Raw genomic sequence first — 23533 nt, forward strand, 5'->3', positions numbered from 1 at the left:
CAGTAGCCGGGATAAGAGGCGACGAGATTCGCAAGCAGCTGGGGCTTCATGAGCGTCGTGAGAATTCCCGGGGCTTCCTTCGGCGGTAAGGGCCGTGCCGGGATGATGTCTGTATATTCTACAGCTTCCGCTGTCTCGACTCTCATTGCCATCTTGTGTCTCTTCCCTCGACAGGGCCGGTCAGGCGGGATCAACAGGTGGACTTTTCAGATCGGGTTGACGGCCCCGCCGCCAAACTCCGACATCACCGAGGAAACAAGCTCACGATTGTCATGGTCCCAGGGATGGAAGTCTTTTTTGTAAAAATCGAGATAGGGCTCCTTCAGTCCACGGAGCGCGCCCTTCTCGCCAAACAGGAATTTCATCCCGCCCCACCAGAGCTTGAAGCGAGAGCCTTTGTAGTCGCGCAGCAGAAGCCGCATGTTGCGGATCACGTGCTGGGTGAAGTCGAGCGTGACCAGCAGCATGGATATGCGCCGGCGCCAATATGTGCCGCCAACGGCGACAAAAACATCGAAGGCGACCGATTTGTGCTCGGTTTCTTCAAGCGCATGCCAGTGCCAGAGGGCTTGCATTTCGGGGTGGGCGCCTTCGAGGCCTTCCGGGTTGCGGAAGGTCGCATCGGCAAGAATGGCAGTCAGGTGTTCGAGGGCGACCGTTCCGCTCAACCGCTGGATTGGACGAAGGTAGCGTCGTGCAAATGCCTGCTTCTTCTCGACGCGTTCTTCCATTTTTTCGAGCGGTATGCCGCGTGCCCGGCACAGGGCTTCATTGTAGCTCTGGTGCTCGCGCCGATGAATCGATTCCTGCGCAACGAAGCCGCGCACGCGGCGCTGCAGTTCGGGGTCTTCGATCCGGTCGCGGAACTCTTTTACGCTGTCGATGAAGAACTGTTCGCCGAGTGGAAAGAGGATCGACATCGCATCGAAAAACGCGGTCTTGAAGGCGTCGCCGCCGTGCCAATTTGTTTCCAGCACTTCTTCGATATTGAATTGCCGGTTCCGCGGCACAATTTCGACATTTTGCGGCGTACGGGATAGGGGGGATTGGTGCATCTTGCTATCTCCTTCCGGGGGAAACGCTCCGTCGCGTCCATTGATGCCTTACATAGGGAGTTCCCGGATCTACGGGAGGTCATGATCGGCCAAGCTGGGGGTTAAAAGCGGACACGCCATGCGTATTGAACCCGGTTACGTCGAAATCGTTTCTGCTGTCCTGCGTGATCTCGGTCACGATCCGGCGGCATTCCCTGTCCCTCGAACGGGAACGGTCACGGAAGACGAGTTCCGCATCATGTCGGAAAACATCGTCGCGCTGACGCAGGAACCGTCGATCGCGTTGCGGCTTGGATCAAGCATGCATCTTGGGACACACGGTCTTCTCGGACACGCCATTCTGAGTAGTCGTAGCCTACGCCAGGCTGCAGGTCTCCTCATCCAGTACAGCCCGCTGCGAGGCGGCCAGGGAAATATCCAGCTCGCATTCACCGGAGAAAACGCGGTCCTGACATTTGAACCGCCATTTCACGTGGAAGGCGCACCGCATTTTATAATCGAGCTCTTTTTTGCGGGCGTACTTGCCGCACTGCGCCAGTTGATCGGCCCTCTACCGGATGAATGCAGGGTTGAGCTGTCATACCAGCCTGCAATGCCCGAGGATGTCTATTGCCGCTACTTCGGCACGCGTGTTTCCTTCGGCCATCGCGTCAATCGATTTGTCGGGCCAAATGAGCGTGTGGATCAACCCTTGTCTGCCGCGGAAATTCCGGTTGCGGATATGTACCGGCGCCAGTGCGAGCGCCTCTTGCGGGATATGGATGCTGCAAGCGGTCTGGGGGCAGAAGTTCGCCGCATGATCCTGGGCGCGCGTGGCCGCTTTCCGGGCATGACAGAAGCGGCCAGACGCCTCAACATGAGCGAGCGAACGCTGCGCAGGCGTCTGGAGGCAGAGAACGCTTCCTACCGCACAATTGTCGACGATGTCCGAAACTATTTGGCGCGTGAATATTTAAGAGAAACGCCCCTGACGGTTGGGGACGTCGCATCGCTTCTCGGCTTTGACGATGCCGCTAACTTCCGAAGGGCATTTCGCAAGTGGAATGACTGCTCGCCCCAGGTTTTCCGCGCCCGTGAACAGACCCAAAATGGGACAGACAGTCAGACTGCTGACCAATCCGGACGGTGCCAACAAACGGCCACGCAATTATACATGCTTCCACACCATAAAACGCTCGTGTGACTTAGGCTCTCCTCCAGTTCAACGACGCGAGGAGAGGTTAGGCTGATGATTAGGAACGTAGCGAAGATGACTTTGGCGACGGGCGCTATGCTGCTCGCTGCTGCATGTTCTTCCGACGGATCGTCCACGATTGGTGGCGGCGGAGGTAGCGGGGGCGGAGGATCGACCTCCACGGTATCGGCACTCGGTGTCACTGGCGAAGGCGGCGTAACGGATACGCTTGGCCTTGCATCGCTGACGGACCCCCTTCTCGGCACCGAAGGTGTGCTCGGTGGCGGTGACGAAGGCCTCATCGGTGGCCAGCTTCCGGCCGAACTGACGAGCGCTCTGGCGCCCGTCGCGGATGGCCTTGCGCCTGTGAACGACGCTCTCGGCCAGATCCCTCTCGACATGGTTCTCGGCCAGGTGCCGGCGCTTGGCGTCGGCGGTGAAGATGGCCTGGTGGCTGATCTCATCGGGCAGGACGTGACAGGTATGCTGCTGGGCGACACCGGGACAATTCCCGCGCTTGTCGGTGGCGGCGAAGACGGCGCGCTTGGCGGCCTTGCTCCCGCAGGCGCGCTTCCCGGTTTGCCTGGAGGAGACGGCGGCGGCGATCCGCTCGCCCCGGTGACCGATCTGCTCGGCGGCCTCGCTGGCGGCGGCGATAATCCGCTCGCTCCTGTCACCGATTTGCTCGGCGGTGGTCTGCCCGGCGGCGATGGCGGCAATCCGCTTGCGCCCGTCACCGATCTGCTCGGTGGTGGTCTGCCCGGCGGCGGTGGCGGCGACGACCCGCTTGCCCCCGTGACCGGTCTGCTCGACACCGTTACGGGCGGTCTGCCGACTCCGTAAGGGCAGGCTCTTGCCAGCAGGTACTACAGACAAGGAGGCGGGATTTCGGTCCCGCCTCTTTCATTTGTCTGCTGCTTGTCCGGGACTGCCTCGAAGGGGGCGACAGCTATCCCCTGCCGGCCAGAAAATGACCGAGCCACGTCTCGGGGCCGTCATGGGCGCAGTCTTCAGGCCCATCTTCCATTTTCCTGTCTTCTGCCAGGCGCCATGCCTCTCCGTCACGAACCATCCTGACCGCTCGCGCAGGCCTTGCATTCGTGTCTCGCCAGACCGCATTCATTTCCTTCCCGCTTTCGACCGACACCTCCCACGGTATGTCCGGATCGAAACGGAGGGATGGATCCTTGATGAGGCGCATCGTTCCCGGTCCCTTGAGCGCATCCAGTACACGGGGCACCAGGTCGAGGTGAATGAGATAAGCTCTGTCGCCGCGCCAATGCGCTCGCCAGGAAGGTATTCGACGCGGGAAGACGAAAGCCGCTGCCTCTTCCTCACGGTCGGCATATTGGCTGGCGACGTGCTGAGCCAGGCGCATTGGCCCGGTCTTGCTGAGTGCGAAGACCCATTTGCGGTAGCGCTGGTCGGCGGCCACGGCACTCGCGGGAATGTTCGACTGAAGAAATTTCATGAGTTGGCCGGAATCACCGAAGAGCGCCGTTGCAACAAGCGACATTGAGCCCGTAAGGACGATGGTGTCTTCTCTGATGTCGCTCAGGGAAGCTGAAACGACCGGTTTCTTCTTCACGGTTTCCTCCTGGGTTCCGGCGGAGGAACTCTCTTCGTTTTGCTGTAAGGCCGAAAGCGGCGCCCGCCTTCATGTCGAAGACGGGCGCCTTCTTCCCTTGCAGAGGCGTTCGGCCCGGTCGGCGGTTTCCCTGGGTGAGGGATGCTGCATCGAGATCGAGAAGAACCTTCATGACCGAAATGACAGCCGGGAAACCGGCGGGGATTTGAAGCTCCCGCAACGGAAGTACGATGTTCTGATCGTTGCAGCGGCGCTCTGCCTGAGTCCATCGGCATTACAAAGAATTACACTCACACGAGAACTCAGAACCGGTTGCACGGCAAGGACTCTCGTGTTCCGGACATTCGTATACGGACAAACATTCAGCCTGTCTCGGCCGCCGGACATATCGCCACATTTCTCTACATCGTCTCTCCCGATGAATTTGCTACGCAAGTTCACACGGGAGGAAGTAGTCATGAGATCATCATTCATTGCGTTGTTCGTCGCCGGCGCGCTTGCGGGTTGTTCAGGTGGAAGCGGAGATCCGTCCTCGATTTCGGCAGGATCTTCTCCTTCGAGTTCCGCTCTTGGCGGTACACAGCTTGGTCTGTCCGGTGAAGGCGGCGTCTCCGATTCGGTACTCGGAGTTGACGTTCTGTCGCCGCTGCTTGGCGATGGCGGCCTGGCCGGGTCGACAGCAGGTGGAGGCGACGAGGGGCTCCTCGCAGGCGCTCTTTCGACCGAGGCATTGACCTCCGTTCCCATACTCGGCGACGTGGTGGGACAGCTTCCTATCGAAGACGGCCTTTTACCAGCTGAGGCTCAGGCCGCGCTCATCGACGGCCTCGATCAGATCGGATCGCAGGTTCCGCCCCTTGGCGTTTCGGGCGAAGGCGGCCTTGGCGAAGATCTTCTGGGTTACGACCTCACGGGCGCGCTTGTCGGGATGGAAGGCGGGCTTGTTCCCAGTCTTCTTTCCGGCGGCGGTGAAGCTCAGCTTGGCAATATAGCGCCCGAAGACAGCGCGCCGCTTGCGCCGGTGGGTGACCTCGCGCGAGGCATAATCGAGGGAGCACAGGCAGATTCAAGCAACGGTAATCTGAACGCTCTGGAGCCGGTCATCAGCCCGGTTCTGCTGGGCCTTCTGGGCGCAGGCGGTGGCAGCCCTGTTGGGGGCGTTCCGCTGCCGGACTTGCCGCTCGAACAACTCAGCCCCGTTCTCGAGCCTGTTGGGAGCCTTGCAACGCAGGTTCTCTCGGTGCCGTTGCTGCCGGATGGAACGACCGGCATGGATATCGCTATGCCGCTTGTTTTGGGACCAGTGGCCGGCATCGCCGACGCGACGCTGCCGCTTGAGACGGTGAGTGACGTTCTGATCACGGTAATGCCGTAGCGGGCACGAGGGGAGTGCCTGTCGCTGCGAAGAGGGAGGAAGTGCTTATGAAGAAACGCATCTTGCAACTGTGGATGCCGTTGGCCGTTCTTGCGGGTGCGGCAACCGCAGCCCAGGCGGTGCAGATCGAAGCCGGGCCTGTCGATATTTCGATTTCGACGACGGTGTCTGCCGGTGCGAGTGTTCGTACCTCGGAACAGAGCTGCGAATACATCTCCGTGTTCAACGGCGGTTGCTATGCGCCGGGCGGCACCGACTACGATGTGAATTCCGACGACGGCAACGTGAACGTCGAGCGGGGCGAGTTCATCGCGGCGCCGGTGAAAATCATCTCGGAAGCGGATATCAAATATGACAGGTTTGGTTTCTTCGTCCGCGCCAAGGCTTTCTACGATTATATCGGCGATCAGGTACTTGGTCATGGGGGCGGCAAATACGGACCCGTCGCAGCGCCTTACGACCAGCGGCGTGAACTGGACGACCAGTTCCGGGGTGACGACGCGCTGAACCTTCAGGCACGCTCCGTCGACCTGCTCGATGCTTTCGCTTACGGCAATTTCCTTGTGGCCGACATGCCGGCTTCCGTGCGCATCGGCCGCCAGGCGGTAAACTGGGGTGAGAGCCTCTTCATTCCCGGCGGTGTTTCAGCTTACCTTCCGCTCGACGTTTCGGCTCTTGTGCGGCCCGGCGTGGAGTTGAAGGAAGTCTTCCTGCCGCAGAGTTCGATCTTTGCGAGTATCGGCCTTCCCGCAAACCTCACTTTCGAAGCGCAATATGTTTTCCAGTGGGAGGAATCCGTTCTTCCTGCCTGCGGCAGCTTCTTCTCGCCAAGCGACGCGGCCGCTGCTGGTTGCCGCTACGCTCTCTCGGGCGGTGAAGTCTATAATGTCGGCGGCGGTTTGAGTGGTACGCCGACGGCCTTCGTGCCGCGTGCGCGCGACGAGGAGGCCCGTGACCAGGGCCAGTATGGCTTTGCGCTGCGTTATTACGCCGACTGGCTTAATCATGGCACGGAGCTTTCGAGCTATTTCGTGAACTTCCATTCGAAGCTGCCTTTCGGCACGACCACGGCGACCGTACCGACAGGCACAACGGCTGTTCTGCAGGTTTTCTGTAATCCGGCTGTGCCCGGATCTCTCTCCGGCCCGAGCTGCACCAGCGCCGTTCCGGGTCTCACCGACGATGCGGGCCGCCCGGTTTCCTTTGGACAGGGCATCTTCGCCCAGGCCGCGGGCGACAATAAGCGGCTCGTTGTGCAGTACCCCGAAGACATCAAGATGTTCGGTGCCAGCTTCAACACGACGATCCCCGTCATCGGTGATGCGACGGCTTTGTCCGGCGAACTTGCCTATTTCCCGGATATGCCCTTCCAGGTCGACTCGTCGGAAATCGTCGGTGCCGACATTGAAAACTTCGGCTATACGCCGGGACCGGGCGAGCCCGACTACTATCAGGGTGCACCCGTCACGCCTGGCTCCGTAATCCCCGGCTCCCGTCGAATGGAAGCGCTGCATGGTCAGCTCTATACGCTGAGCACGCTGACGCCCTCCGACCCGATCGTCAGCGCGCTGCAAGGCAATCTCTTGATCCTGGTCGCGAATGTGGGCTTCCAGTATCTGCCGGATGCGGAGGGAAGCCGTCTGGCTATCCCGCGCTCGGGTGAAACGCACGTCAATCCGGGGTCGGCGGCAACCTATGGTGACAATTGCATCCGTCTCGGTTCCTGCACGATCACGCCGCAATATGCGACGTCCTTCTCCTGGGGCTACCGCCTGCTGGCTCAGATGGAATATCCCAACGCCTTTGGTACGCCTTACACGCTGAGCCCCATGCTCATCTGGAGCCATGACGTGAACGGTTATTCCGCGGGCCCGATCGGTCCGGGTTTCGTGGAAGGTAAGAAGGCGGTGACAGTCGGTGTGACGGGGAGTTATCTCGACCAGTACCGCGTGTCGCTCGACTACACGAACAACTTCGGTGCCGAATATCGCAACGGATCCTACGACAAGGATTTCGTCAGCATGACGGCGTCCTACACGTTCTAGGAATTTTCTCCGGCTGGATGGCTGCCGTTTGACCGGAGAAAATACGACCGGACCAAGAGAGAGGCCACTCTCTGCCTGAGGCCACAAGCCTGGCCTCGCGTCGCGGCCCGTCCCTGGGAAACCGGGGGCGGGTCGTATCGTTCGGGGTGGTCAGGTCTCGCGCGGCGCGAGATAGCCATGCATCAGCACTTCGAGCACGACATCCGCATAGCGCCGCTGCAAGGTCTCGTCGAGTTCCTCTACGCCATGCACGAATTTGAGTATCGACCGGTTGGCGAATATCTGTTCGCAGGCACCGAGTGCCGCCATATAGAAGAGTTCCGGGTCGATAGGGCGGATTGTGCCGTCGGCGATACCGGCCTCCATGAGCTCCTTTGCCGTCCGCGCCAGCGGTTCGGCAAAGAAGGTTGTGATTTCCCGGGCATTCTCCTCGGAGCTGTCGCGCATGAGCGCCGCCAGCAGCCGGTAGAGATAGGGGCGCAGAAAAAAAGTCCTGATAACGCCGCTGATATGCCGCCGGAGCTTTTCCGCCGGGCTGATGTTGAGGGACAGAAGCCGGTCGAGTTCTCCCAGCGCCATGGTGGCGTCGCGCTTGGCAAGCGCCAGCAAGAGCCCCTCCTTGCCGCCGAAATAATAGCTCACCAGCGCCACGTTCACTTCGGCGCGTGCCGCAATGTCGGTGAGCGGCACATCGATGGACTGCCGTTCGCTCATCACCGCGCTGGCTGCCTCCAGCAGCAGATCCCGCACCGCAGGCCTTGGTGGGGCGGCGCGCGCCTTCCCCTTCTCCTGAGCCTTCACAAAGGTCTCCTTGCTTCCGTCGCTTTTTCGATTTAAATGTAGATTTAAATTTTTAAATGCGCCATCAAAAATAACCCGTGAACAGCGGGATCAGGGAGGCGGAGGATGAAGGTTACGGCGGCGGTCGCACGGGCACCCGATGCGGATTTCACGATTGAGGAGCTTGAGATCGACGAGCCCCGCGAAGACGAAATTCTCGTTCGCGTGGTGGGTGTCGGTCTTTGCCATACCGATCTCGTCTTCAAGGCGACCTCGACCATAGCGCCCCCTGCTGTCTTCGGTCATGAGGGCTCCGGCATTGTTGAAAAGACCGGAAGCGCGGTCAGCAAGGTCGCGCCTGGCGACCGCGTGGCGATCACCTTCCGTTCCTGCGGCGAGTGCGCCCGCTGCAACCAGGGTCTTCCCGCTTATTGCTACACCATGCCCATGCTGAACTATGCAGGCATGCGCCCTGACGGCACTAAGGCGCTGCATGGAGCAGGTGAAGACGTCGCGAGCCATTTCTTCGGCCAATCCTCCTTCGCGACTCATTGCATCACCTATGAGCGCAATGTTGTGAAGGCGCCAGAAGGCTTTCCGCTCGAACTGGCCGGCCCCCTAGGTTGTGGTATCCAGACGGGCGCGGGCGGTATCATGAATTCGCTCGCCTGCCAAAAGGGCTCCTCCGTCCTCATTCTCGGCGGCGGCGCCGTCGGTCTTTCCGCTGTCATGGGCGCGGTCGTGCAGGGCTGCGAGACGATCATCGTACTCGAGCCGCATCGGGGGCGCCGCGAACTTGCTCGCGAACTCGGCGCGACGCATACGCTCGACCCGGCCGAAGCGAAGGATCTCGCCGCTGCGGTGCGCGCGATCCTGCCTGTCGGTATCGACTATGCCTTCGACACGACCGGCATCCCGGATTTGCTGCAGGCGGTCATGGGCTGCCTTGCGCCTCATGGTACTTTTGGCATCGTCGGCATAGCGCCGCCCGGCACCCCGGTCCCCGGCGATCTCATGTCGCTCGTCACCTTCGGCCATACGGTCAAGGGCATCATTGAGGGCGACAGCGATCCCGACACGTTCATTCCGAAATTGATAGAGCTGCACAATCAGGGAAAACTCCCCTTCGACCGGCTCGTCAAAACCTATCCGCTGAGTGAGATCAACAGCGCCATTGCCGATCAGCATGAAGGCAAATGCGTCAAGGTCGTGCTGCTCACGGGCCAGCAATAAAATCAGATTTGGACAAACAGAACATCGATCCAGGGAGAAATATCAATGTCTGACGCATATATCATCGACGCCTGCCGCACACCTCGCGGCATCGGCAAGGTGGGCAAGGGCGCGCTCGCACATCTTCACCCCCAGCACCTTGCGCGCACGGTGCTCGGCGCGCTTGCTGAACGCAACGACGTCAAGACCGCCGACGTTGAAGATGTCATCTGGGGCACTTCGTCCCAGCGCGGCGCACAGGGCGGCGATATGGGCCGCATGGCCGCGCTCGACGCGGGCTATGATATCAAGGCCTCGGGCGTGACCCTCGATCGCTTCTGCGGTTCGGGCATCACAACCGTCAACCTGGCGGCAGCGCAGATCATGTCCGGCATGGAAGATCTCGTGATTGCAGGTGGCACGGAGATGATGAGCTACACCTCCGCCACCGCCGATGTGAAGACACCGCCGATGATGGATGCAGGCAATCTGCATCTGCGCAAGCAGCATCCGCAGTCTCAGCAGGGTGTCTGCGCCGATGCGATTGCGACCCTCGAAGGCATCGACCGCAAGGCGGTGGACGAACTCGCGCTTACCTCGCAGCAACGTGCGGCGAAGGCCATCGAGGAAGGCCGTTTCAGCAAGTCGCTCGTCACCGTCTACAACGACGATGGCTCCGTCGCACTCGATCGCGAAGAATTCCCCCGTCCGACCACGACGATGGAAGGCTTGAGCAACCTGAAGGCGACCTTCGAAGCCTGGGCCGGTATCCCGGTCGACGAGCAGGGCACGACCTATGGCGATCTTATCCGCCAGAAGTATCCGCAGCTCGAGAAGTTCAACCACATCCACCACGCCGGCAACTCGTCGGGCGTCGTGGACGGTGCCGCGGCGATCCTGCTTGCCTCGAAGCAGTATGCCGACAAGAACGGCCTGAAGCCGCGTGCGCGCATTGTGGCGACGGCCAATATGGGCGATTGCCCGACCCTGATGCTCAACGCGCCGGTGCCTGCCGCCAGGAAGGTGCTGGAGAGGGCCGGTCTCAAGGTCGATGACATCGATCTTTGGGAAATCAACGAGGCGTTTGCCGTCGTTGCCGAAAAGTTCATCCGCGATCTAAAGCTCGATCGCGACAAGGTGAACGTGAACGGCGGCGCCTGCGCCCTCGGTCACCCGATCGGAGCCACCGGCTCCATCCTCATCGGCACGGTGCTCGACGAACTTGAGCGCCAGGACAAGCGCTACGGTCTCGTGACCATGTGCGCCGCTGGCGGCATGGCGCCGGCCGTCATCATCGAACGCATGCAGTAACAACGAACCGGCGAGGGTCGCGGATCGCCGCGGCCTTCGCTCCATCCGTCGGAGGTTTGCTCTCAAATGACCTATACGATCACCGACCTTGCCAACGAATTCGACATTACGCATCGTACGCTCCGTTTCTACGAGGAAAAGGGGCTGATCGAGCCCGAACGCAAGGGACAGACGCGGTTTTATTCGAAGCGCGACCGTGCTCGCCTGAAGCTCATTCTTCGCGGCCGCGAAGTGGGGCTGACACTTTATGAAATCCGTCAGATTCTCGACCTCTACCAGAGCGGTGGAAGCTGCGAAGAGCAGAACCGTCTTGCGGTTTCCTTTTTTCAGAAGCGCCTTGACGCCGCCAAGGCCCAGCGCGCTCAGGTCGATCACCAGATCGGCCGGCTGGAAGAGGCATGCGAACGGTTTAGTGGCGATGCCATCGTCGCATCGCGTCCGCGTCACGAGGAACAGGCGCTCCGCACCGGTACGCATTGAGCTATTGGTGCCGAATCGTCAAATGGGCCGGGTGCGGATAAGCTGCGCCCGGCCTTGTTTATTTGTGAGACGCTCCGGCCAACGGAGCCCAAAGGGAGAAACAGAAGGATGAGTGAATACAAGCTTCTCATCAACGGAAAGCTGGTCGCGGGAGCGAAGTCGTCCGATGTGATCAATCCGGCAACGGAAGAAATCGTCGCCTCCTGCCCCCGTGCATCGGAAGCGCAGTTGAACGAAGCCGTAGCCGCCGCCAAAACGGCATTTCCTGCATGGTCGGCAACACCCATCGGCGAGCGCAAGAAAGTGCTGAGTGCGATTGCGGATGCAATCGAGGCAAATGCAGCCGATCTCGCGCGCCTGCTGACGCAGGAACAGGGTAAGCCCATCGGTGATGCCACAGGCGAGGTTTACGGCACGGCGGCCTTCTTTCGCTATTTCACCATGCTCGATCTCCCGGTGAAGATCATTGAGGACAGCGAAGGCAAGAAAGTCGAGGCGCATCGCCGTCCGCTCGGCGTGATCGGTGCCATCGTTCCCTGGAACTTCCCGATGATCCTGATGGCTTTCAAGCTTCCCCCCGCGCTCCTTGCGGGCAATACGGTCGTGCTGAAGCCCGCACCGACCACGCCGCTCACATCGCTGAAACTAGGCGAACTCATCAAGGACATCGTGCCTGCGGGCGTCGTCAACATTGTCGCCGACGATAATGATCTCGGTGCGGCGCTGACCGCGCATCCCGATGTGCGCAAGATTTCCTTCACCGGTTCGACGGCAACCGGTCAGAAGGTCATGGCGGGTGCAGCCGGACTCCTGAAGCGCATCACGCTTGAACTCGGCGGCAACGATGCGGGTATCGTGCTTGACGACGTGAACCCGAAAGAGGCCGCACCCAAACTTTTCCAGAGCGCCTTCCAGAATTCGGGCCAGGTCTGCATCGCCATGAAGCGGCTCTATGTGCACGAGAAAATTTACGACGAGATGTGCGATGAACTTGCGAACATCGCAAACAACACCATCATCGGCGACGGACTGAAACAGGGCACGCAGCTCGGGCCGCTTCAAAATAAGATGCAGTTCGACAAGGTGAAGGAACTGATCGAGGACGCGAAAAAGACAGGCAATGTCATCGCTGGAGGCGACGTCCCGGATGAGAAGGGCTATTTCATCCGCCCGACTATCGTTCGCGACATTGCGGATGGTACGCGCCTCGTCGATGAGGAGCAGTTCGGGCCCGTCCTCCCCGTTATCAAATATTCCGATCCCGACGACGCGATCGCTCGTGCCAATGCCTCGCCTTATGGTCTTGGCGGGTCCATCTGGTCGAACGACCAGGCGAAGGCTTACGAGCTTGCGACAAAAATGGAATCCGGCAGCGTCTGGATCAACAAGCATGCGGATCTCGCGCCGAACATTCCCTTCGGCGGTTCGCGCTTTTCGGGCCTTGGAACGGAGCTCGGTGAAGAAGGTCTCGCCGAGTTTACTCAGCTCAAGATCATCAATATGGCGAAGTAATCAGGTCCTGCGCTTCGGCTGATCATGTGCCGCCTCTCCTGAACGGGAGCAGGCGGCACAGTCTTTTTCGGGTCCCGGATCAGGAGGTTTCGCTGGACAGGCTTTCCAGCGGGATGACGAGTTCGCAGGCGAGCCCCTCCGTCCGCCAGTCGAAATTGACGCTACCCTGGCCGAAAATATTCTGAGCGCATTTCATGATGATGCCCGTTCCGAGCCCGCGTATCGTTGGCTCTCCGCTCACGGAGGGCCCGCCGCTTTCCCGCCAGAGCAGGGTGAGATATTTCTCCGCTCTCGCCCATTCTAGGGTGACCCGCCCGTCTGGTACCGAAAGCGCGCCATATTTTGCGGCATTGGTTGCGAGTTCATGCACCGCCAGGACGACGGACTGCGCGATCCTGGTCTCCAGCAGCAGCGTCGGCCCCTTCCAGCTCAGCCGTGTCTCGCCGTCGGCTTGATGTGCGCTGGCTTCGTCGGCAAGCAGCCGGTCAAGATCGACGCGATCCCCTCCGTCCTGCATGAGAAGGCGTTGCGAATGGGAGAGCGCGTTGAGGCGGCCGAGCAGGTTTGTCTTGTATTCCTCGACCGTGGCGCCCTTCGTCATCTGTACGAGGCTTGTGGAAACGGCCAGCATGTTCTTTGCGCGATGTCCCATCTCCGAAGCGTAGAGTTCAAGCTGTTCTTCGCTGTTCTTGCGTTTGGTGATGTCGTTGAAAACGATGCCGACACGCCGCTGGTCGGGCGCGCCGACGCGAAATGCGGAGACCTGGTACCACCGTCCAAGCGACGCTGCGGGATTGTCGAAGCGAGCAGGTATGCCCGTCAGCGCCACTCGCCCGTAGAGATGAAACCAGTGTTCTTCGTGATCGGGACGGAACGAACGCATGGTACGCCCTACTGCATCCCGCAACCCCGTTTGCCTTTCAAAGGCTTGGTTCACGCGCAGGAAACGGTAGTCGGCAGGCTCTTCCATCTCGTCGAATATCATTTCGATGATGCACGCGCCCTGATCCATCGCATCGATGAGCGCGCGATAGTCGCTCTCGACCGAAGCCGAACTCTCCGCCGGAAAGTCAGGCGCTTCCAGTTCTTTCGGCATCGGATTGCCGGTATGAGAAGAAGCGCCGCCACCACCGTTGAATGCTATGTCGCTTGCTCGCGCCATTGCGGATCCCCTTGCATCACAACCCATCCGGGCGTTGCGGACTGCCGTACTGCGAGAAAAGCAGAAACTCACTCTAGAGGCTTCCCGGCTACCTGCAAGCGGGGCAGCGCGCTGTGTGAGGGAAGTTCACATTAATGTCCGGCTGGAAAAAGGGCGGTTCATACCGCGTTCGCGGTGGCGCAGGCGACTTGGTCGCGGGGGCTGCTCCTCCGGGTATTAAAACACAGTTCGAAATTCTTCTTAATGCAGTGGCGCTCATTTCCGAGGCGAACTGGCACAACCGCTCGAACGAAGTTCAAACTTCTTTTATCCATGAAGAGGGTGCCCATTCCAGGAGAATGGCGCACCGGGGAAGGCGAGGATGAGTACTGGTTCGTAACGCTGGAAGTTACCTGATTTGGGGTGAAGCAACGAAATTTTCCCACCGTTGAGCCTGTCTCTCAATGGCATCAAGGTTCTTCTGCGTCCAACTTAGCTTTTCCAGAACGTTGTTGAGCGCTTCAGTGGGCTCATGTGCATCGAGCCAACGACGATTGTTCCAGCTTGTGGCCCCGGTGGGAGCCAGGGCGATCACCGCAGATTCCAACGCCCTCAAGTCGCTCTTCGGCATATCTGGCATCGGCATCGCCACCGCCCGGCAGTTTTCCCTGACAAAAAGGCTCCTCAGTTTTTTGGAAATCTTACCGTCTTTTGGACAGGTAGACGGATGCTTGTCTGAGTGGAACATGCGACCCGCGTTGTAGATTGAAGAAAATTTGTGGCTGTTTTCGTCGCCGGTAACATGACGATTGAAAATACGATTCCTGAGGCACGTCGCAGCTATGCCTATGTACCGGGCGAGTCCCTCATGGTCGTAAAGCGCGTAGATGCCCGGTCCATCGGGAACGGCGTCAAGTTTCGCCGGTTCCGTCTCGAGTAATCTGCGGAGTGTCATCTCCGGATCGAATTTCATTTGCAGTTACCCAACATTCACCGGCACAAGCGTCATCGTATCATTGCCGAAAATGTCGATCACCTTCACGGCCACGGTGTAGCGACCCGGCTTCTCATAGGTATGGCGCGCCGTCGTCAGTTCCAGATCGCGGTCCTTGCGCGTGCGGAAACTCTGCCACTCGTTTTCGAAGATGTAACTGCCGGTCCAGCGTTCTTCGAAGTCGGGCACGGCCAGCACGCCCTGATCCGGCTCGAAGCCCGGCAGCGTCGCCACGCCGCTCAGCCCCGTGCCCACAGGCACCTTGATGATCTCCTTGCGGCTCATATAGTCGAAATCGACGGCCCAATAGTCGACCCAGTCCGTCCAGTGCTTGGTCAGCCGCTCGCGGGTTACTACGCCGTTCTTGTCCTTCGTCACCTTGTAGAGCTGACCCTGATCGCACAACACGTCGCTCTTGCCGTCCTTCATCGCGGCAATGGCCGCCTCCGCCGCGCCCTGACTGTAATAGACGGAGAAGTCTGTCAGTTCGATCTCGATGGCCAGCTTGTTCTTCTTGTCGTAGCGCGGCGTCGCCTCGACAAAGCTGATGTCGTGAAAGACGACCTGCCCTTTGTCCACTGCGCGTTTGTCGAAAACTTCCGCCGGGATGTATTTCGGCGCGAGGTCGATGCCTTTTACGCGCGCTTCTTCCAGCACCGCCGGAAACAGTCCCATTTCGAATTCGAATGCGAGAATATCCGCCCGCGTCGCGCCGCGCTTACGGCATTCGGTGATGACCTCTTCGACGAACAGCCGTCCCACCGGCAGGTTGATCGGCCCGATCACGACAAGCCGCCCGCTGCGCGCACCGTGAAAGAAGCCGTCCTGCGCCTCCGCGCCCTCGTTCCCGCCGAAGCCAGTCGCCTTGTAGGCGCGCAGTATCAACTCGCGGAATTCCCGTTCCTTCTGCGCCAGGGCCTGTTCCTTCTGCTCGCCGTTCAAGCGTCCACCGACACTCAGATAGGCTTGCCGCTCATAGCGACCGAGGTTAAGAACCTCGAAGGCACGAAAATCCTCATCCGACGCTTTCAATTCACGTTGCACACCAATCAACCGCTTGCGCGTCGTATGGATGCCGAACTTTCCCAAGTCAGTTGCAATCCACTTGCGTCCCATCTTCTCGGCAACAGCCGCCGTGGTGCCCGACCCAACAAAAAAGTCACCAATCAGATCGCCGTGATTGGTGGCCAGCGTGATTATACGCTCAAGCAATTCTTCTGATTTCTGTGTGGGGTAGTAGAGTTTTTCGGGGTCCGTGGGGCTCGTTATTTTCTTTACGTCGGGCCACCAATTGTTGATTGGTGTTCCTTCGGCCCGAAGCTCTGCGTTTTCCCCCTTCACTGCGGTGCGTCCTCTCTGAAGAGTTCCTTCGGTGTAACTACGAAAGATTGGATTGTACGTCCAAGTCTCTCCCTTGGTGTACCAAAAGATGTCGTCGTGCTTCTTTGGCATTTGTGTCTGTGGAACACCGCCCCCGCTGTAAAGCCACAAAATGTGATTGCGAAGCTGCTCTTTACCAAAAACCTCATCCAACACAAGCCGGATGTAGGCGCTTACACGATAGTCACAATGCACAAAGATGGCGCCGTCATTCGCCAGCAAATCTCGCATCAGAATTAAACGCTCGTAGATCATACTGGTGAAACTATCGGTACCGCGCCCCCAGGTGTCGCGGTAAGCAATCTGCTCCAGAAGATTTGCTTCCTTGTGGAAGGTCTCGCCGCCGATCTCGATATCCATGCTGAAATCCGCGCCGACATCGAAAGGCGGATCGATATAGATCAGCTTCAGCCCTCCTGCTTCCTCGATCTGTTGCCGCAACGGACCCGCTTTCAGGGACGAGAGGATCAGCTTGTTGTCGCCCCAGATCAGCTTGTTGGTCCAGCCGCGTAACTGGCGGCCCCGGCTGTCGAACAAGTCTTCCTGCACCCGCGTTTCGGAGCGCGGCTCGTCGATATGCTCCAGGGTCTGGAAGGGAAGCACCGTCGTGCAGACGTCGCGCGTCTTGCCATTCCAGACCAGCTCGACCTCACGCTTGTCCTCGAAAAGAATGAAGCGGTACTGCTCCGGCAGCGGCTTGCCCTGCTGGATCAGGGTGATGAGATCGCGCTGCTCGGCGTCGCTCAGCTCGTAGGCTTTCCTGTCATGCCGCGCCATTCTCAACCCCCCTGATATTCACGGAACGTGCTGGCAAGTCCCGAAAAGGACTTCGGCTTGTGCCGGTCGAAGCTCGCTTGGTCGACATAGACGAAACCGTAGCGGGTTCCGTCGGCCGCCTTGCTCGCCTCCGTCGCATCGGTGCACCATTGCCGCAAGCGGTTCATCTTCTGCGGCACATCCATCTCCTCGCGCCCCTTGGTCTCGATGATCCATACCGCCCCGTCATCCGTCCGCACGATGAAGTCGGGCGTATAGGTCGAGAGTTCGCCATTTGCTTTCACATAGTCGAGCTTGAAACCGACGGCCAGATAGTTCTTGGCGAAGGCCTGCACGTCGGGTGCCGCTTCGAGGAAACCCGCAAAGGCAAGTTCGAGCGCGCCGGCGTTTTGTTCGCCGACGACGCGGTTGAAGATCGACCGCTTGGCCAGCAGGAAGCCGCGCGGCTCGGTGCGGAAGGGCCGTGTGTCCCGCAGGCGGATATAGCCTTCGATGCTCGATCCACCGCTTTCATGAATGGTGAGTGCGTTGATCGCCTTGCGGAAATGATCGAACAACGTCTTCGCGACTTCGGGCTCCGATAGGTTGCGGAGAACCACCGGGTCCTCAAGATCGACCGCGCGATCGAAAAGATGATCGCGCATGAAGTCTCTCACTTTCGGGTAAAGCTGGTCATAGCCGCCCACCAGCTTCAGATCCTTGAGCAACTGGCGCGCAAAGAAACCGACGACGGACCGGTAGTCGATTGTCGTGCTGCCGTCGAGCACCATGACGTGATCGACTTCGGAGTCGAGCATCGTCTTGAAGACGATCTCGCGGGTATCTTCCGGCGTGAAGGGTTTGAGAGGCAGGCGCAGGTTCCCGAAAGATGCCGGGTCCAGATCGCCGAGGTCCTTGAACTCGCGGTTGAAGCGCCGTGTCATGCGCGGCAGCGCTATGTCGAGCGCTTCGATGTCCTTGCCTGATTCAGGCCCGTCGACTTCGACGATCAGCGAATCCTTCCTGTCCCGACCATCGGGACCACCCATCGCCACCCGCTCGAAGGTAACGCCCTCGCTCTGGATCGACTCCACGAAATCCATGAAAGCAGGCGTCCCCATGACCGACACGGTCTCACGAATGTCAGAACCGAAATACATGCGGCGCAACCCGCGACCGAGCGTTTGTTCGGGGAGGATGTTGCTCTTCGCGGAATAGGCCCGCAATCCGACGACGACCGTGACGTTGCGTACGTCCCAGCCCTCCTTCAGCATCAGCACTGAGACGATGGCCTTGTGCGGCGAATGCCATGTGTCGATCTCGTTCGACTCCCGGCGCAGTGTCTCCAGCTCGTCCTTCTTCTTGCCCGAAGCCGCCTCGGAAATCTCGCCATTGGCCTTGGTGTGAATGACCAGCACGGACTCCTGCAACTCGGGGCAGATTTTTTCAAGATAGGCGCCTACCTCGTCGCAGTTCTTCGTGTCGTCCACCATGACGAAGAGAACGGCCTTTTTGCCGGTCTTCTCATGCTCCGCATAGCTCTTGCGCCATTCCTCGACGCCGAGTTGAAGATAGTCGGCATATTTCTCGGTGATGAGGGGACTTTGCTGCTCGGCAAGCTTCGCCCGGCTGTCTGCGTCGGGCAATACCGGATGTTTCACGACGTCCTGAGCAATGGCCTCGACCAGCGGATAGTCGCTGATGGTCTGTGCGAAGATCGCACCATCATTGTGGCGTGGCGTCGCCGTCACATCGACCTGGATCGACAGACGCAAATCCTTCTGAAGCAGCTTGTGGTGAATATCCTGAATAGACTTGAACCATGCCATGCGGGGATCATGGATGTGATGCGCCTCATCGTTGAACACGGCGAGTTCGTCGATCTCGCGCACGATCTCGCCGAGATCGACATTGCTGTCCGTCGTCTTGCCTGAAGGTTTCGCGCCGAAGGGCGACAGGAAATAGTCGCGCAGGTCGTCATCCTCCAGCGACGGCTCGACAACCTCGCCGAGATAGACGCGGTGAATATTGGTGAGGAAGATATTGCCCGTTGGACGCAAGGCATGCACTTTGTCTTGAATATGCACCGTCACTTGAAAATCGTCGCGCCAGTTGCGGCCGCCGTGGCCGTTGTCCGGCAACACAGGATCATTGAAGAAAATCTTGAGCCCGTCGAAATCGGTACGAAGACGATCCAGAACGATGATGTTGGGCGCGATCAGAAGGAAGTTACGCGAAAGTTCGGACCCGGCCTCGTAGAGTTTGTGGAAATAACTCCATGCCATCAGCAGGGAGAGGACCTTGGTCTTGCCTGCGCCAGTCGCCATCTTGACGACGAAGCGAGGCCAGTCCTCCTCGAACATCTTGCCAGACACGGCTCCGGATGAATCGAAGCGCATCAGATCGAACTTGTCGCGGGCGCCGTGAACATCGTGAAGCCAGATGACCGTCTCGACGGCTTCGCGTTGAGCAAAGTAGTAGCGGAACAGCGTTTGCGTGCCGTCCGTGTTCTCAGCCAGATGGTCGGTCTCGAACCACCACGTCAGCAGGTCACGCGACGTTTTCGACGCACCGGTGTAACCCGTATCGCGCCACGCCTTGACCTCTTCGCGAATCTTGGCGACCAGCGGCGGCAGCAGCTTTTCGTAGGCCGTGCTCCGCATTTCCTCCGGCGCCGGAATCCAGCGCACGTCTGGCGTTAGCACCTCATACGGCGAGCGCGGAAAATCCGGGTGCAGTGCCATTGAATCGATCCCCCTTAGTGAATTTTCCTTTTAGCCCGGACATTTGATTTAGTCAGCCCCCCCGTGATTGGTAACACGGGGGGCTTCAAATACATCCGCCGCTTCGGCGGGCTCTTGCCCCTCGTTTGCCCCTGCCTCTCCACACACTCCCCCCTCTCAGTCGCAGGCGGGCCTTCAGGCCGCAAAGCGGGCTGAAGGCCATGCCGAGCCCCAGCCGGTGCGGCCGGGCTGGGTCAAGGCTGGCGAAGCCACGCCGCGTTAGCGGCGCTTGGCCTTGACGCGGGCCGAACGCACCGGCCCTTCCCTAGGTAGGGAAAAGCTATAGGCGCAATTTCACCCCTAGGTAGGAGGGAAGCGGAGCGCACTTGTAAGGACAAATGATGTCTTATAGGCTTCTCCCTATGGAACGATTCGCCTATAGCGTCAGGGAGCTTGTCGAAAAGCTCGCACCGGAAGCGGATGAGGAGGCCAAGCGCCGCCTTATCCGGCAGGTACGGCATTGGACGAACTCCGATTTGCTGACGCCCTTGGGCGGGAAGAATACCGGCACCGGCATTAGCCGCGAGTATGGCCCCGATGAGGTGCGCAAGGCGGCGATCCTTTGGGAGCTGACACGCTTTGGAATGACCGTCCCCCAGCTTGAGGGAACGGGCGAGTATCTCGATGAGATCGCGAAAGACCCGTCCTGGAAGGACGCGGTCACGGACAAGCGGCCCGTCTATCTCGAACTCTTGCGGACGCCGGATGATGAAAGTCAGTCATGGCTTCTCGCGCGCGACGCGCCGAACCTAAAGCAGCTTCACCACTCACAGAAATCACGCAGCTTGAAATCAGGAATGCCAGCAATCCCGCAGCCGTCATTTACGGCGGCGCTAGTTCTCAGCCTCAACCGCATCTTCGCGCGGTTGACGGTCTGAAATTTATCGAGCGAGGACAATATTTGTCCTTTGTTGAAAACATTCCAGCCGAGGGATCAGAGTCAGTATGACCACGGCAATTCACGAAACTACAAATGGCGCGCACCCGCGTCTTTTGCTTCACGGGCTAGACAGCCTCTATGTCTGTTACAATCTCGATTTGGCGACGTCGGCTATAGACTTCGCCGAGCTTGAATATCGTAAGCAGCTTGCCCGTGACCGGGAAGAAGGCAAAGCGACTATAGAGATTGGAGGCGAGCGGTTTCAGGTGCGCGCTTCGGGCAGGCATCCCTATAGGTTCCTTCTCACCAACAAGGACTTCGAGTTCGCGCTTGCCGAGCGCATGCACCCATCGCTCAAGGTCCAGTTCTATAGCGAGGCGCTTTGGCGGGACGGTGCCAAATCGCTCCACGAGCGAGTGCAGGCGTGGGCACGTTCTATAGGCGCAAAGACGCTTAAGCTTGAACAAGTTATCCGCGCTGATTGGGCATTCGATTTCGATCTGCCGTTTGTGGATTTCGGTGAAGATCACTTCGTCACCCGCGCTCGGAAAAACAGCAAATGGCGCGATGGACGACACGTCCAGACTTTTACGCTGGGCACCGGCGATACCGTCTTGCGAGTTTACGACAAGATTGCGGAGATCGAGAACACCAGCAACAAGGCATGGTTCTATGATTTGTGGGGGCAGCGCGAAAATGTGTGGCGCGTCGAATTCCAGATAAGAAGCGAACGCCTTAAAGCAGGTGGTATCCGCACCCTTGCAGACTTGGAAGACCAGCAAGGCGATCTTCTAAGGGAACTAGCTACGGGGCATACCTCGCTCCGGCGCCCGAATGGCGATAGCAACAGGGCACGCTGGCCGTTGCATCCTCTATGGACAGCTTTAGAGACCGCTATAGAGAAATTGCCGCAATTCGGCCTCTGCCGTCACTACGATCCCAAGAACGCGCTCGAATATCGCTATAGAAAGCAGGGGCAGGCATTGTATGGCCACCTAAAGGGGCTGGCGGCCCTGTCCGCGCTTCTTCATCCCGCCAAGGGCGCGCCGTCTCTCGAAACGCTTATAGCGAAACTTCCCGAAGCGGTCGGGCCGTTCCATACGGATATCCACTGGGCCAGTGAAATTGAACGCCGCCTCCGGCAGTATGAGGTCGGCCAATGGTAGCGGCAAACGACAACAAGGAATTCAGGGTGATTGTCGATATGCCCGAAAAGCTCGAAGTCACTTCGGAAGCGGTTTGGATCATCGAAACCTACATGCGGGACATTGTTGCCAAGATCATGGAAATGGAAGCAGCAAACGATAATGACTAAAGGCTTCGAGCTATAGCTATAGACGAACCGATAGCCGGGTAGTGCCCGGAGGAAGAGCCAGTGCCCCAAAAAGCAATCATCTATGCGCGCGTCTCGACGACACGGCAGGCAGAGAATGATCTTTCCATTCCCGATCAAATCGCGCATGCGGAACGTTATTGCGCGGATCGGAGGATTGAGATTGTTGCAACCTATGTCGACCCCGGCGCATCGGCACGCGACGACAAGCGGCCGGAATTTCAGCGAATGATCGCGGACGTAAAATCCAAAGCGGTTAGCGCGGACCTCATTCTGGTTCACAGCTTCTCCCGCTTTTTTCGTGACGCCGTAGGGTCTGCGATTTACACCCGCGAACTTGGCAAGCATGGCGTCCAAGTCGTCTCCATGACGCAGGAAATTGGCGAAGGCGCTCAAGGCGAGCTCATGCGCCAGGTCTTGTCTTCATTCGACGAGTATCACAGTGCGGAGACAGCAAAACATGTCAGCCGCTCCATGCTCGAAAATGCCAAGCGCGGATATTGGAACGGGTCACAGCCGCCTTTCGGCTATCGAACCTACATAGCCGAGACGGTCGGCGCGAAAGCAAAGAAGAAACTGGAAATCGAGCCGCATGAAGCGGAGATAGTGAAACTGATCTTCCAGCTTTACGTCTATGGCGACGGCAAGAGCGGGCCGCTCGGCATCAAGAACATTGTGTCCTATCTCTCAACACGGGGGCTGACGCAACGCGCGCGGCGGCCTTTCCGCCTCCAGATTGTTCAGGAAATCCTTCGTCGTACTGCCTATGTCGGTATCTACTATTTCAATCGCCGCGATAGCCGCACCAAGAAGCCGCGTCCGCGCGAAGAATGGGTGCCAATCGAAGTTCCGCGCATCGTTGACGAAGAACTATTCTATGCCGCTCAAGCGCAACTTGACGCGCGCAATCCGAAGAAAACCCCTCCCCGGATTTCGAATAGCGACATTCTTTTGACCGGCGTTGCACAATGCGGTCATTGCGGATCGCCCATGCGTCTAAGAACAGGCAAATACGGGAAGTACCGTTACTACACATGCTCCAAGCATGCGGATATGGGAAAGACGGCCTGTCCCGGCATGACGGTTCCCATGCGCAAGCTCGATGAAATCGTTATCGAGGCGGTATCAGGGCGGATATTGGACCCCGACTATGTCGGAGACTTGGTTAGCCGCGTCGTTTCCCGAAATTCAGGGCGCAAGGACAGACTTCAGAAAGAGCTACGCGAACTTCACAGAAAGCGCCGGGAGGTGAAAGGGATTATCGACAATCTGGTCGATACACTGGAGCAAGGCGGGCTTGGAGCAGCGAAGGCAATTCAGGAACGCTTTGCCAAAAGGCAGGATGAATACGATGAACTGACGCGCCTGATTTCGATCAAGGAAAGAGAAATAGACCGCCCCACAGGCGAAGTGACTAGGGACCGTCTGGAAGAATTCTGCGGTGGCTTTCGTGCCTGTCTTGGAGAAGCAGAAAACCCCAAACTGCGGCGCGCCTACCTTCGGCACCTACTGGAAAAGGTCATAGTAACCCCGGGCGAAATCCGCATATCCGGCCCAAAGAGCGTATTGGTCCAACAGGTACAGGAAGAACGCCCTGTCCCGCCGTCGATGGTACCCAGTTTTGTAGAGGAATGGTGCACCCGGCACGATTCGAACGTGCGACCTCTGCCTTCGGAGGGCAGCGCTCTATCCAGCTGAGCTACGGGTGCCAGGGGCAGGTCCGCACCGAGAAGC

The 23533-nt window shown here is 59.0% G+C and carries 19 protein-coding genes and 1 tRNA gene; 12 read left to right on the forward strand and 8 right to left on the reverse strand.

Annotated elements, in window-relative coordinates; all coding sequences use genetic code 11:
• Positions 1 to 206: 206 nt before the first annotated feature.
• Complete coding sequence (locus ABJO61_RS13165; RefSeq protein ID WP_348328743.1) at positions 207 to 1055, reverse strand: metal-dependent hydrolase; 849 nt, start codon at positions 1053 to 1055, stop codon at positions 207 to 209.
• Positions 1056 to 1173: 118 nt separating this feature from the next.
• On the opposite strand from ABJO61_RS13165, the gene ABJO61_RS13170 reads away from it, so the two are divergent.
• Both ABJO61_RS13170 and ABJO61_RS13175 read left to right on the forward strand, forming a co-directional pair.
• Positions 1174 to 2238, forward strand: coding sequence for an AraC family transcriptional regulator ligand-binding domain-containing protein (locus ABJO61_RS13170; RefSeq protein WP_348328740.1), 1065 nt, complete (start codon positions 1174 to 1176; stop codon positions 2236 to 2238).
• A 45-nt stretch (positions 2239 to 2283) separates the two neighbouring features.
• On the forward strand, positions 2284 to 3072 hold the full coding sequence (locus tag ABJO61_RS13175) for a hypothetical protein (RefSeq protein ID WP_348328737.1): 789 nt from the start codon (positions 2284 to 2286) through the stop codon (positions 3070 to 3072).
• A 106-nt stretch (positions 3073 to 3178) separates the two neighbouring features.
• On the opposite strand, the gene ABJO61_RS13180 is transcribed toward ABJO61_RS13175, so the two are convergent.
• Positions 3179 to 3817 carry a hypothetical protein gene (locus tag ABJO61_RS13180; protein WP_348328734.1) on the reverse strand — a complete coding sequence of 213 codons (639 nt, stop codon included), beginning with the start codon at positions 3815 to 3817 and terminating at the stop codon, positions 3179 to 3181.
• A 457-nt stretch (positions 3818 to 4274) separates the two neighbouring features.
• On the opposite strand from ABJO61_RS13180, the gene ABJO61_RS13185 reads away from it, so the two are divergent.
• Positions 4275 to 5192: a hypothetical protein gene (locus ABJO61_RS13185; RefSeq protein ID WP_348328731.1), complete on the forward strand. Its 918-nt coding sequence runs from the start codon at positions 4275 to 4277 to the stop codon at positions 5190 to 5192.
• A 47-nt stretch (positions 5193 to 5239) separates the two neighbouring features.
• Positions 5240 to 7237: a DUF1302 domain-containing protein gene (locus ABJO61_RS13190; RefSeq protein ID WP_348328728.1), complete on the forward strand. Its 1998-nt coding sequence runs from the start codon at positions 5240 to 5242 to the stop codon at positions 7235 to 7237.
• Positions 7238 to 7387: 150 nt separating this feature from the next.
• On the opposite strand, the gene ABJO61_RS13195 is transcribed toward ABJO61_RS13190, so the two are convergent.
• Positions 7388 to 8038, reverse strand: a complete 651-nt coding sequence (locus tag ABJO61_RS13195; RefSeq protein WP_348328725.1) for a TetR family transcriptional regulator — start codon at positions 8036 to 8038, stop codon at positions 7388 to 7390.
• 105 nt (positions 8039 to 8143) lie between these two features.
• Here ABJO61_RS13195 and ABJO61_RS13200 point away from each other — a divergent pair, with 105 nt between their 5' ends.
• From ABJO61_RS13200 to ABJO61_RS13215, 4 genes are all read left to right on the forward strand, one after another.
• Positions 8144 to 9250, forward strand: coding sequence for an NAD(P)-dependent alcohol dehydrogenase (locus ABJO61_RS13200; protein ID WP_348328722.1), 1107 nt, complete (start codon positions 8144 to 8146; stop codon positions 9248 to 9250).
• A 45-nt stretch (positions 9251 to 9295) separates the two neighbouring features.
• On the forward strand, positions 9296 to 10540 hold the full coding sequence (locus ABJO61_RS13205; RefSeq protein ID WP_348328719.1) for an acetyl-CoA C-acetyltransferase: 1245 nt from the start codon (positions 9296 to 9298) through the stop codon (positions 10538 to 10540).
• A 66-nt stretch (positions 10541 to 10606) separates the two neighbouring features.
• The gene (locus ABJO61_RS13210; protein WP_348328716.1) at positions 10607 to 11020 is read left to right on the forward strand and encodes a MerR family DNA-binding transcriptional regulator; all 414 of its coding nucleotides are present in this window, start codon (positions 10607 to 10609) and stop codon (positions 11018 to 11020) included.
• 108 nt (positions 11021 to 11128) lie between these two features.
• Positions 11129 to 12532, forward strand: a complete 1404-nt coding sequence (locus ABJO61_RS13215) for an aldehyde dehydrogenase family protein (RefSeq protein WP_348328713.1) — start codon at positions 11129 to 11131, stop codon at positions 12530 to 12532.
• Between the two features lie 79 nt (positions 12533 to 12611).
• Here ABJO61_RS13215 and ABJO61_RS13220 read toward each other — a convergent pair whose 3' ends face one another.
• Positions 12612 to 13694, reverse strand: coding sequence for an HWE histidine kinase domain-containing protein (locus tag ABJO61_RS13220; protein WP_348328710.1), 1083 nt, complete (start codon positions 13692 to 13694; stop codon positions 12612 to 12614).
• Positions 13695 to 13828: 134 nt separating this feature from the next.
• On the opposite strand from ABJO61_RS13220, the gene ABJO61_RS13225 reads away from it, so the two are divergent.
• A complete protein-coding gene (locus ABJO61_RS13225) occupies positions 13829 to 14059 on the forward strand; it encodes a hypothetical protein (RefSeq protein WP_348328707.1) in 231 nt (76 codons plus the stop codon).
• A 23-nt stretch (positions 14060 to 14082) separates the two neighbouring features.
• On the opposite strand, the gene ABJO61_RS13230 is transcribed toward ABJO61_RS13225, so the two are convergent.
• The 3 genes from ABJO61_RS13230 to ABJO61_RS13240 are packed head-to-tail and all read right to left on the reverse strand — an operon-like array spanning position 14083 to position 19547.
• Entirely contained in the window at positions 14083 to 14646 is a 564-nt protein-coding gene (locus ABJO61_RS13230) for a hypothetical protein (RefSeq protein WP_348328704.1), read from the reverse strand.
• Positions 14647 to 14652: 6 nt separating this feature from the next.
• Positions 14653 to 16824 carry a DNA methyltransferase gene (locus tag ABJO61_RS13235; RefSeq protein ID WP_348328701.1) on the reverse strand — a complete coding sequence of 724 codons (2172 nt, stop codon included), beginning with the start codon at positions 16822 to 16824 and terminating at the stop codon, positions 14653 to 14655.
• Between the two features lie 2 nt (positions 16825 to 16826).
• Positions 16827 to 19547 carry a DEAD/DEAH box helicase family protein gene (locus ABJO61_RS13240; RefSeq protein WP_348328698.1) on the reverse strand — a complete coding sequence of 907 codons (2721 nt, stop codon included), beginning with the start codon at positions 19545 to 19547 and terminating at the stop codon, positions 16827 to 16829.
• A gap of 401 nt (positions 19548 to 19948) precedes the next feature.
• Here ABJO61_RS13240 and ABJO61_RS13245 point away from each other — a divergent pair, with 401 nt between their 5' ends.
• The 3 genes from ABJO61_RS13245 to ABJO61_RS13255 all read left to right on the forward strand — a co-directional run bounded on the left by ABJO61_RS13245 (position 19949) and on the right by ABJO61_RS13255 (position 21781).
• A complete protein-coding gene (locus ABJO61_RS13245; RefSeq protein WP_348328695.1) occupies positions 19949 to 20464 on the forward strand; it encodes a hypothetical protein in 516 nt (171 codons plus the stop codon).
• Between the two features lie 67 nt (positions 20465 to 20531).
• Positions 20532 to 21632, forward strand: coding sequence for a hypothetical protein (locus ABJO61_RS13250; RefSeq protein ID WP_348328692.1), 1101 nt, complete (start codon positions 20532 to 20534; stop codon positions 21630 to 21632).
• Positions 21626 to 21781: a hypothetical protein gene (locus ABJO61_RS13255; RefSeq protein ID WP_348328689.1), complete on the forward strand. Its 156-nt coding sequence runs from the start codon at positions 21626 to 21628 to the stop codon at positions 21779 to 21781. The genes ABJO61_RS13250 and ABJO61_RS13255 overlap by 7 nt, the downstream gene beginning before the upstream one ends.
• Before the next feature lie 1650 nt (positions 21782 to 23431).
• On the opposite strand, the gene ABJO61_RS13260 is transcribed toward ABJO61_RS13255, so the two are convergent.
• Positions 23432 to 23508, reverse strand: a tRNA-Arg gene (locus ABJO61_RS13260).
• Positions 23509 to 23533 lie beyond the last annotated feature (25 nt).

It is taken from the genome of Parvibaculum sp., assembly GCF_039973015.1.
Classification (GTDB): domain Bacteria; phylum Pseudomonadota; class Alphaproteobacteria; order Parvibaculales; family Parvibaculaceae; genus Parvibaculum.

Coding starts and splice junctions, on each gene's coding strand:
- ABJO61_RS13255 (WP_348328689.1), top strand. CDS start 21,626: ATGGTAGCGGCAAACGACAACAAGGAATTCAGGGTGATTGTCGATATG.
- ABJO61_RS13190 (WP_348328728.1), top strand. CDS start 5,240: ATGAAGAAACGCATCTTGCAACTGTGGATGCCGTTGGCCGTTCTTGCG.
- ABJO61_RS13170 (WP_348328740.1), top strand. CDS start 1,174: ATGCGTATTGAACCCGGTTACGTCGAAATCGTTTCTGCTGTCCTGCGT.
- ABJO61_RS13205 (WP_348328719.1), top strand. CDS start 9,296: ATGTCTGACGCATATATCATCGACGCCTGCCGCACACCTCGCGGCATC.
- ABJO61_RS13165 (WP_348328743.1), bottom strand. CDS start 1,055: ATGCACCAATCCCCCCTATCCCGTACGCCGCAAAATGTCGAAATTGTG.
- ABJO61_RS13230 (WP_348328704.1), bottom strand. CDS start 14,646: ATGAAATTCGATCCGGAGATGACACTCCGCAGATTACTCGAGACGGAA.
- ABJO61_RS13200 (WP_348328722.1), top strand. CDS start 8,144: ATGAAGGTTACGGCGGCGGTCGCACGGGCACCCGATGCGGATTTCACG.
- ABJO61_RS13175 (WP_348328737.1), top strand. CDS start 2,284: ATGATTAGGAACGTAGCGAAGATGACTTTGGCGACGGGCGCTATGCTG.
- ABJO61_RS13210 (WP_348328716.1), top strand. CDS start 10,607: ATGACCTATACGATCACCGACCTTGCCAACGAATTCGACATTACGCAT.
- ABJO61_RS13235 (WP_348328701.1), bottom strand. CDS start 16,824: ATGGCGCGGCATGACAGGAAAGCCTACGAGCTGAGCGACGCCGAGCAG.
- ABJO61_RS13240 (WP_348328698.1), bottom strand. CDS start 19,547: ATGGCACTGCACCCGGATTTTCCGCGCTCGCCGTATGAGGTGCTAACG.
- ABJO61_RS13245 (WP_348328695.1), top strand. CDS start 19,949: ATGGAACGATTCGCCTATAGCGTCAGGGAGCTTGTCGAAAAGCTCGCA.
- ABJO61_RS13250 (WP_348328692.1), top strand. CDS start 20,532: ATGACCACGGCAATTCACGAAACTACAAATGGCGCGCACCCGCGTCTT.
- ABJO61_RS13225 (WP_348328707.1), top strand. CDS start 13,829: ATGTCCGGCTGGAAAAAGGGCGGTTCATACCGCGTTCGCGGTGGCGCA.
- ABJO61_RS13215 (WP_348328713.1), top strand. CDS start 11,129: ATGAGTGAATACAAGCTTCTCATCAACGGAAAGCTGGTCGCGGGAGCG.
- ABJO61_RS13220 (WP_348328710.1), bottom strand. CDS start 13,694: ATGGCGCGAGCAAGCGACATAGCATTCAACGGTGGTGGCGGCGCTTCT.
- ABJO61_RS13185 (WP_348328731.1), top strand. CDS start 4,275: ATGAGATCATCATTCATTGCGTTGTTCGTCGCCGGCGCGCTTGCGGGT.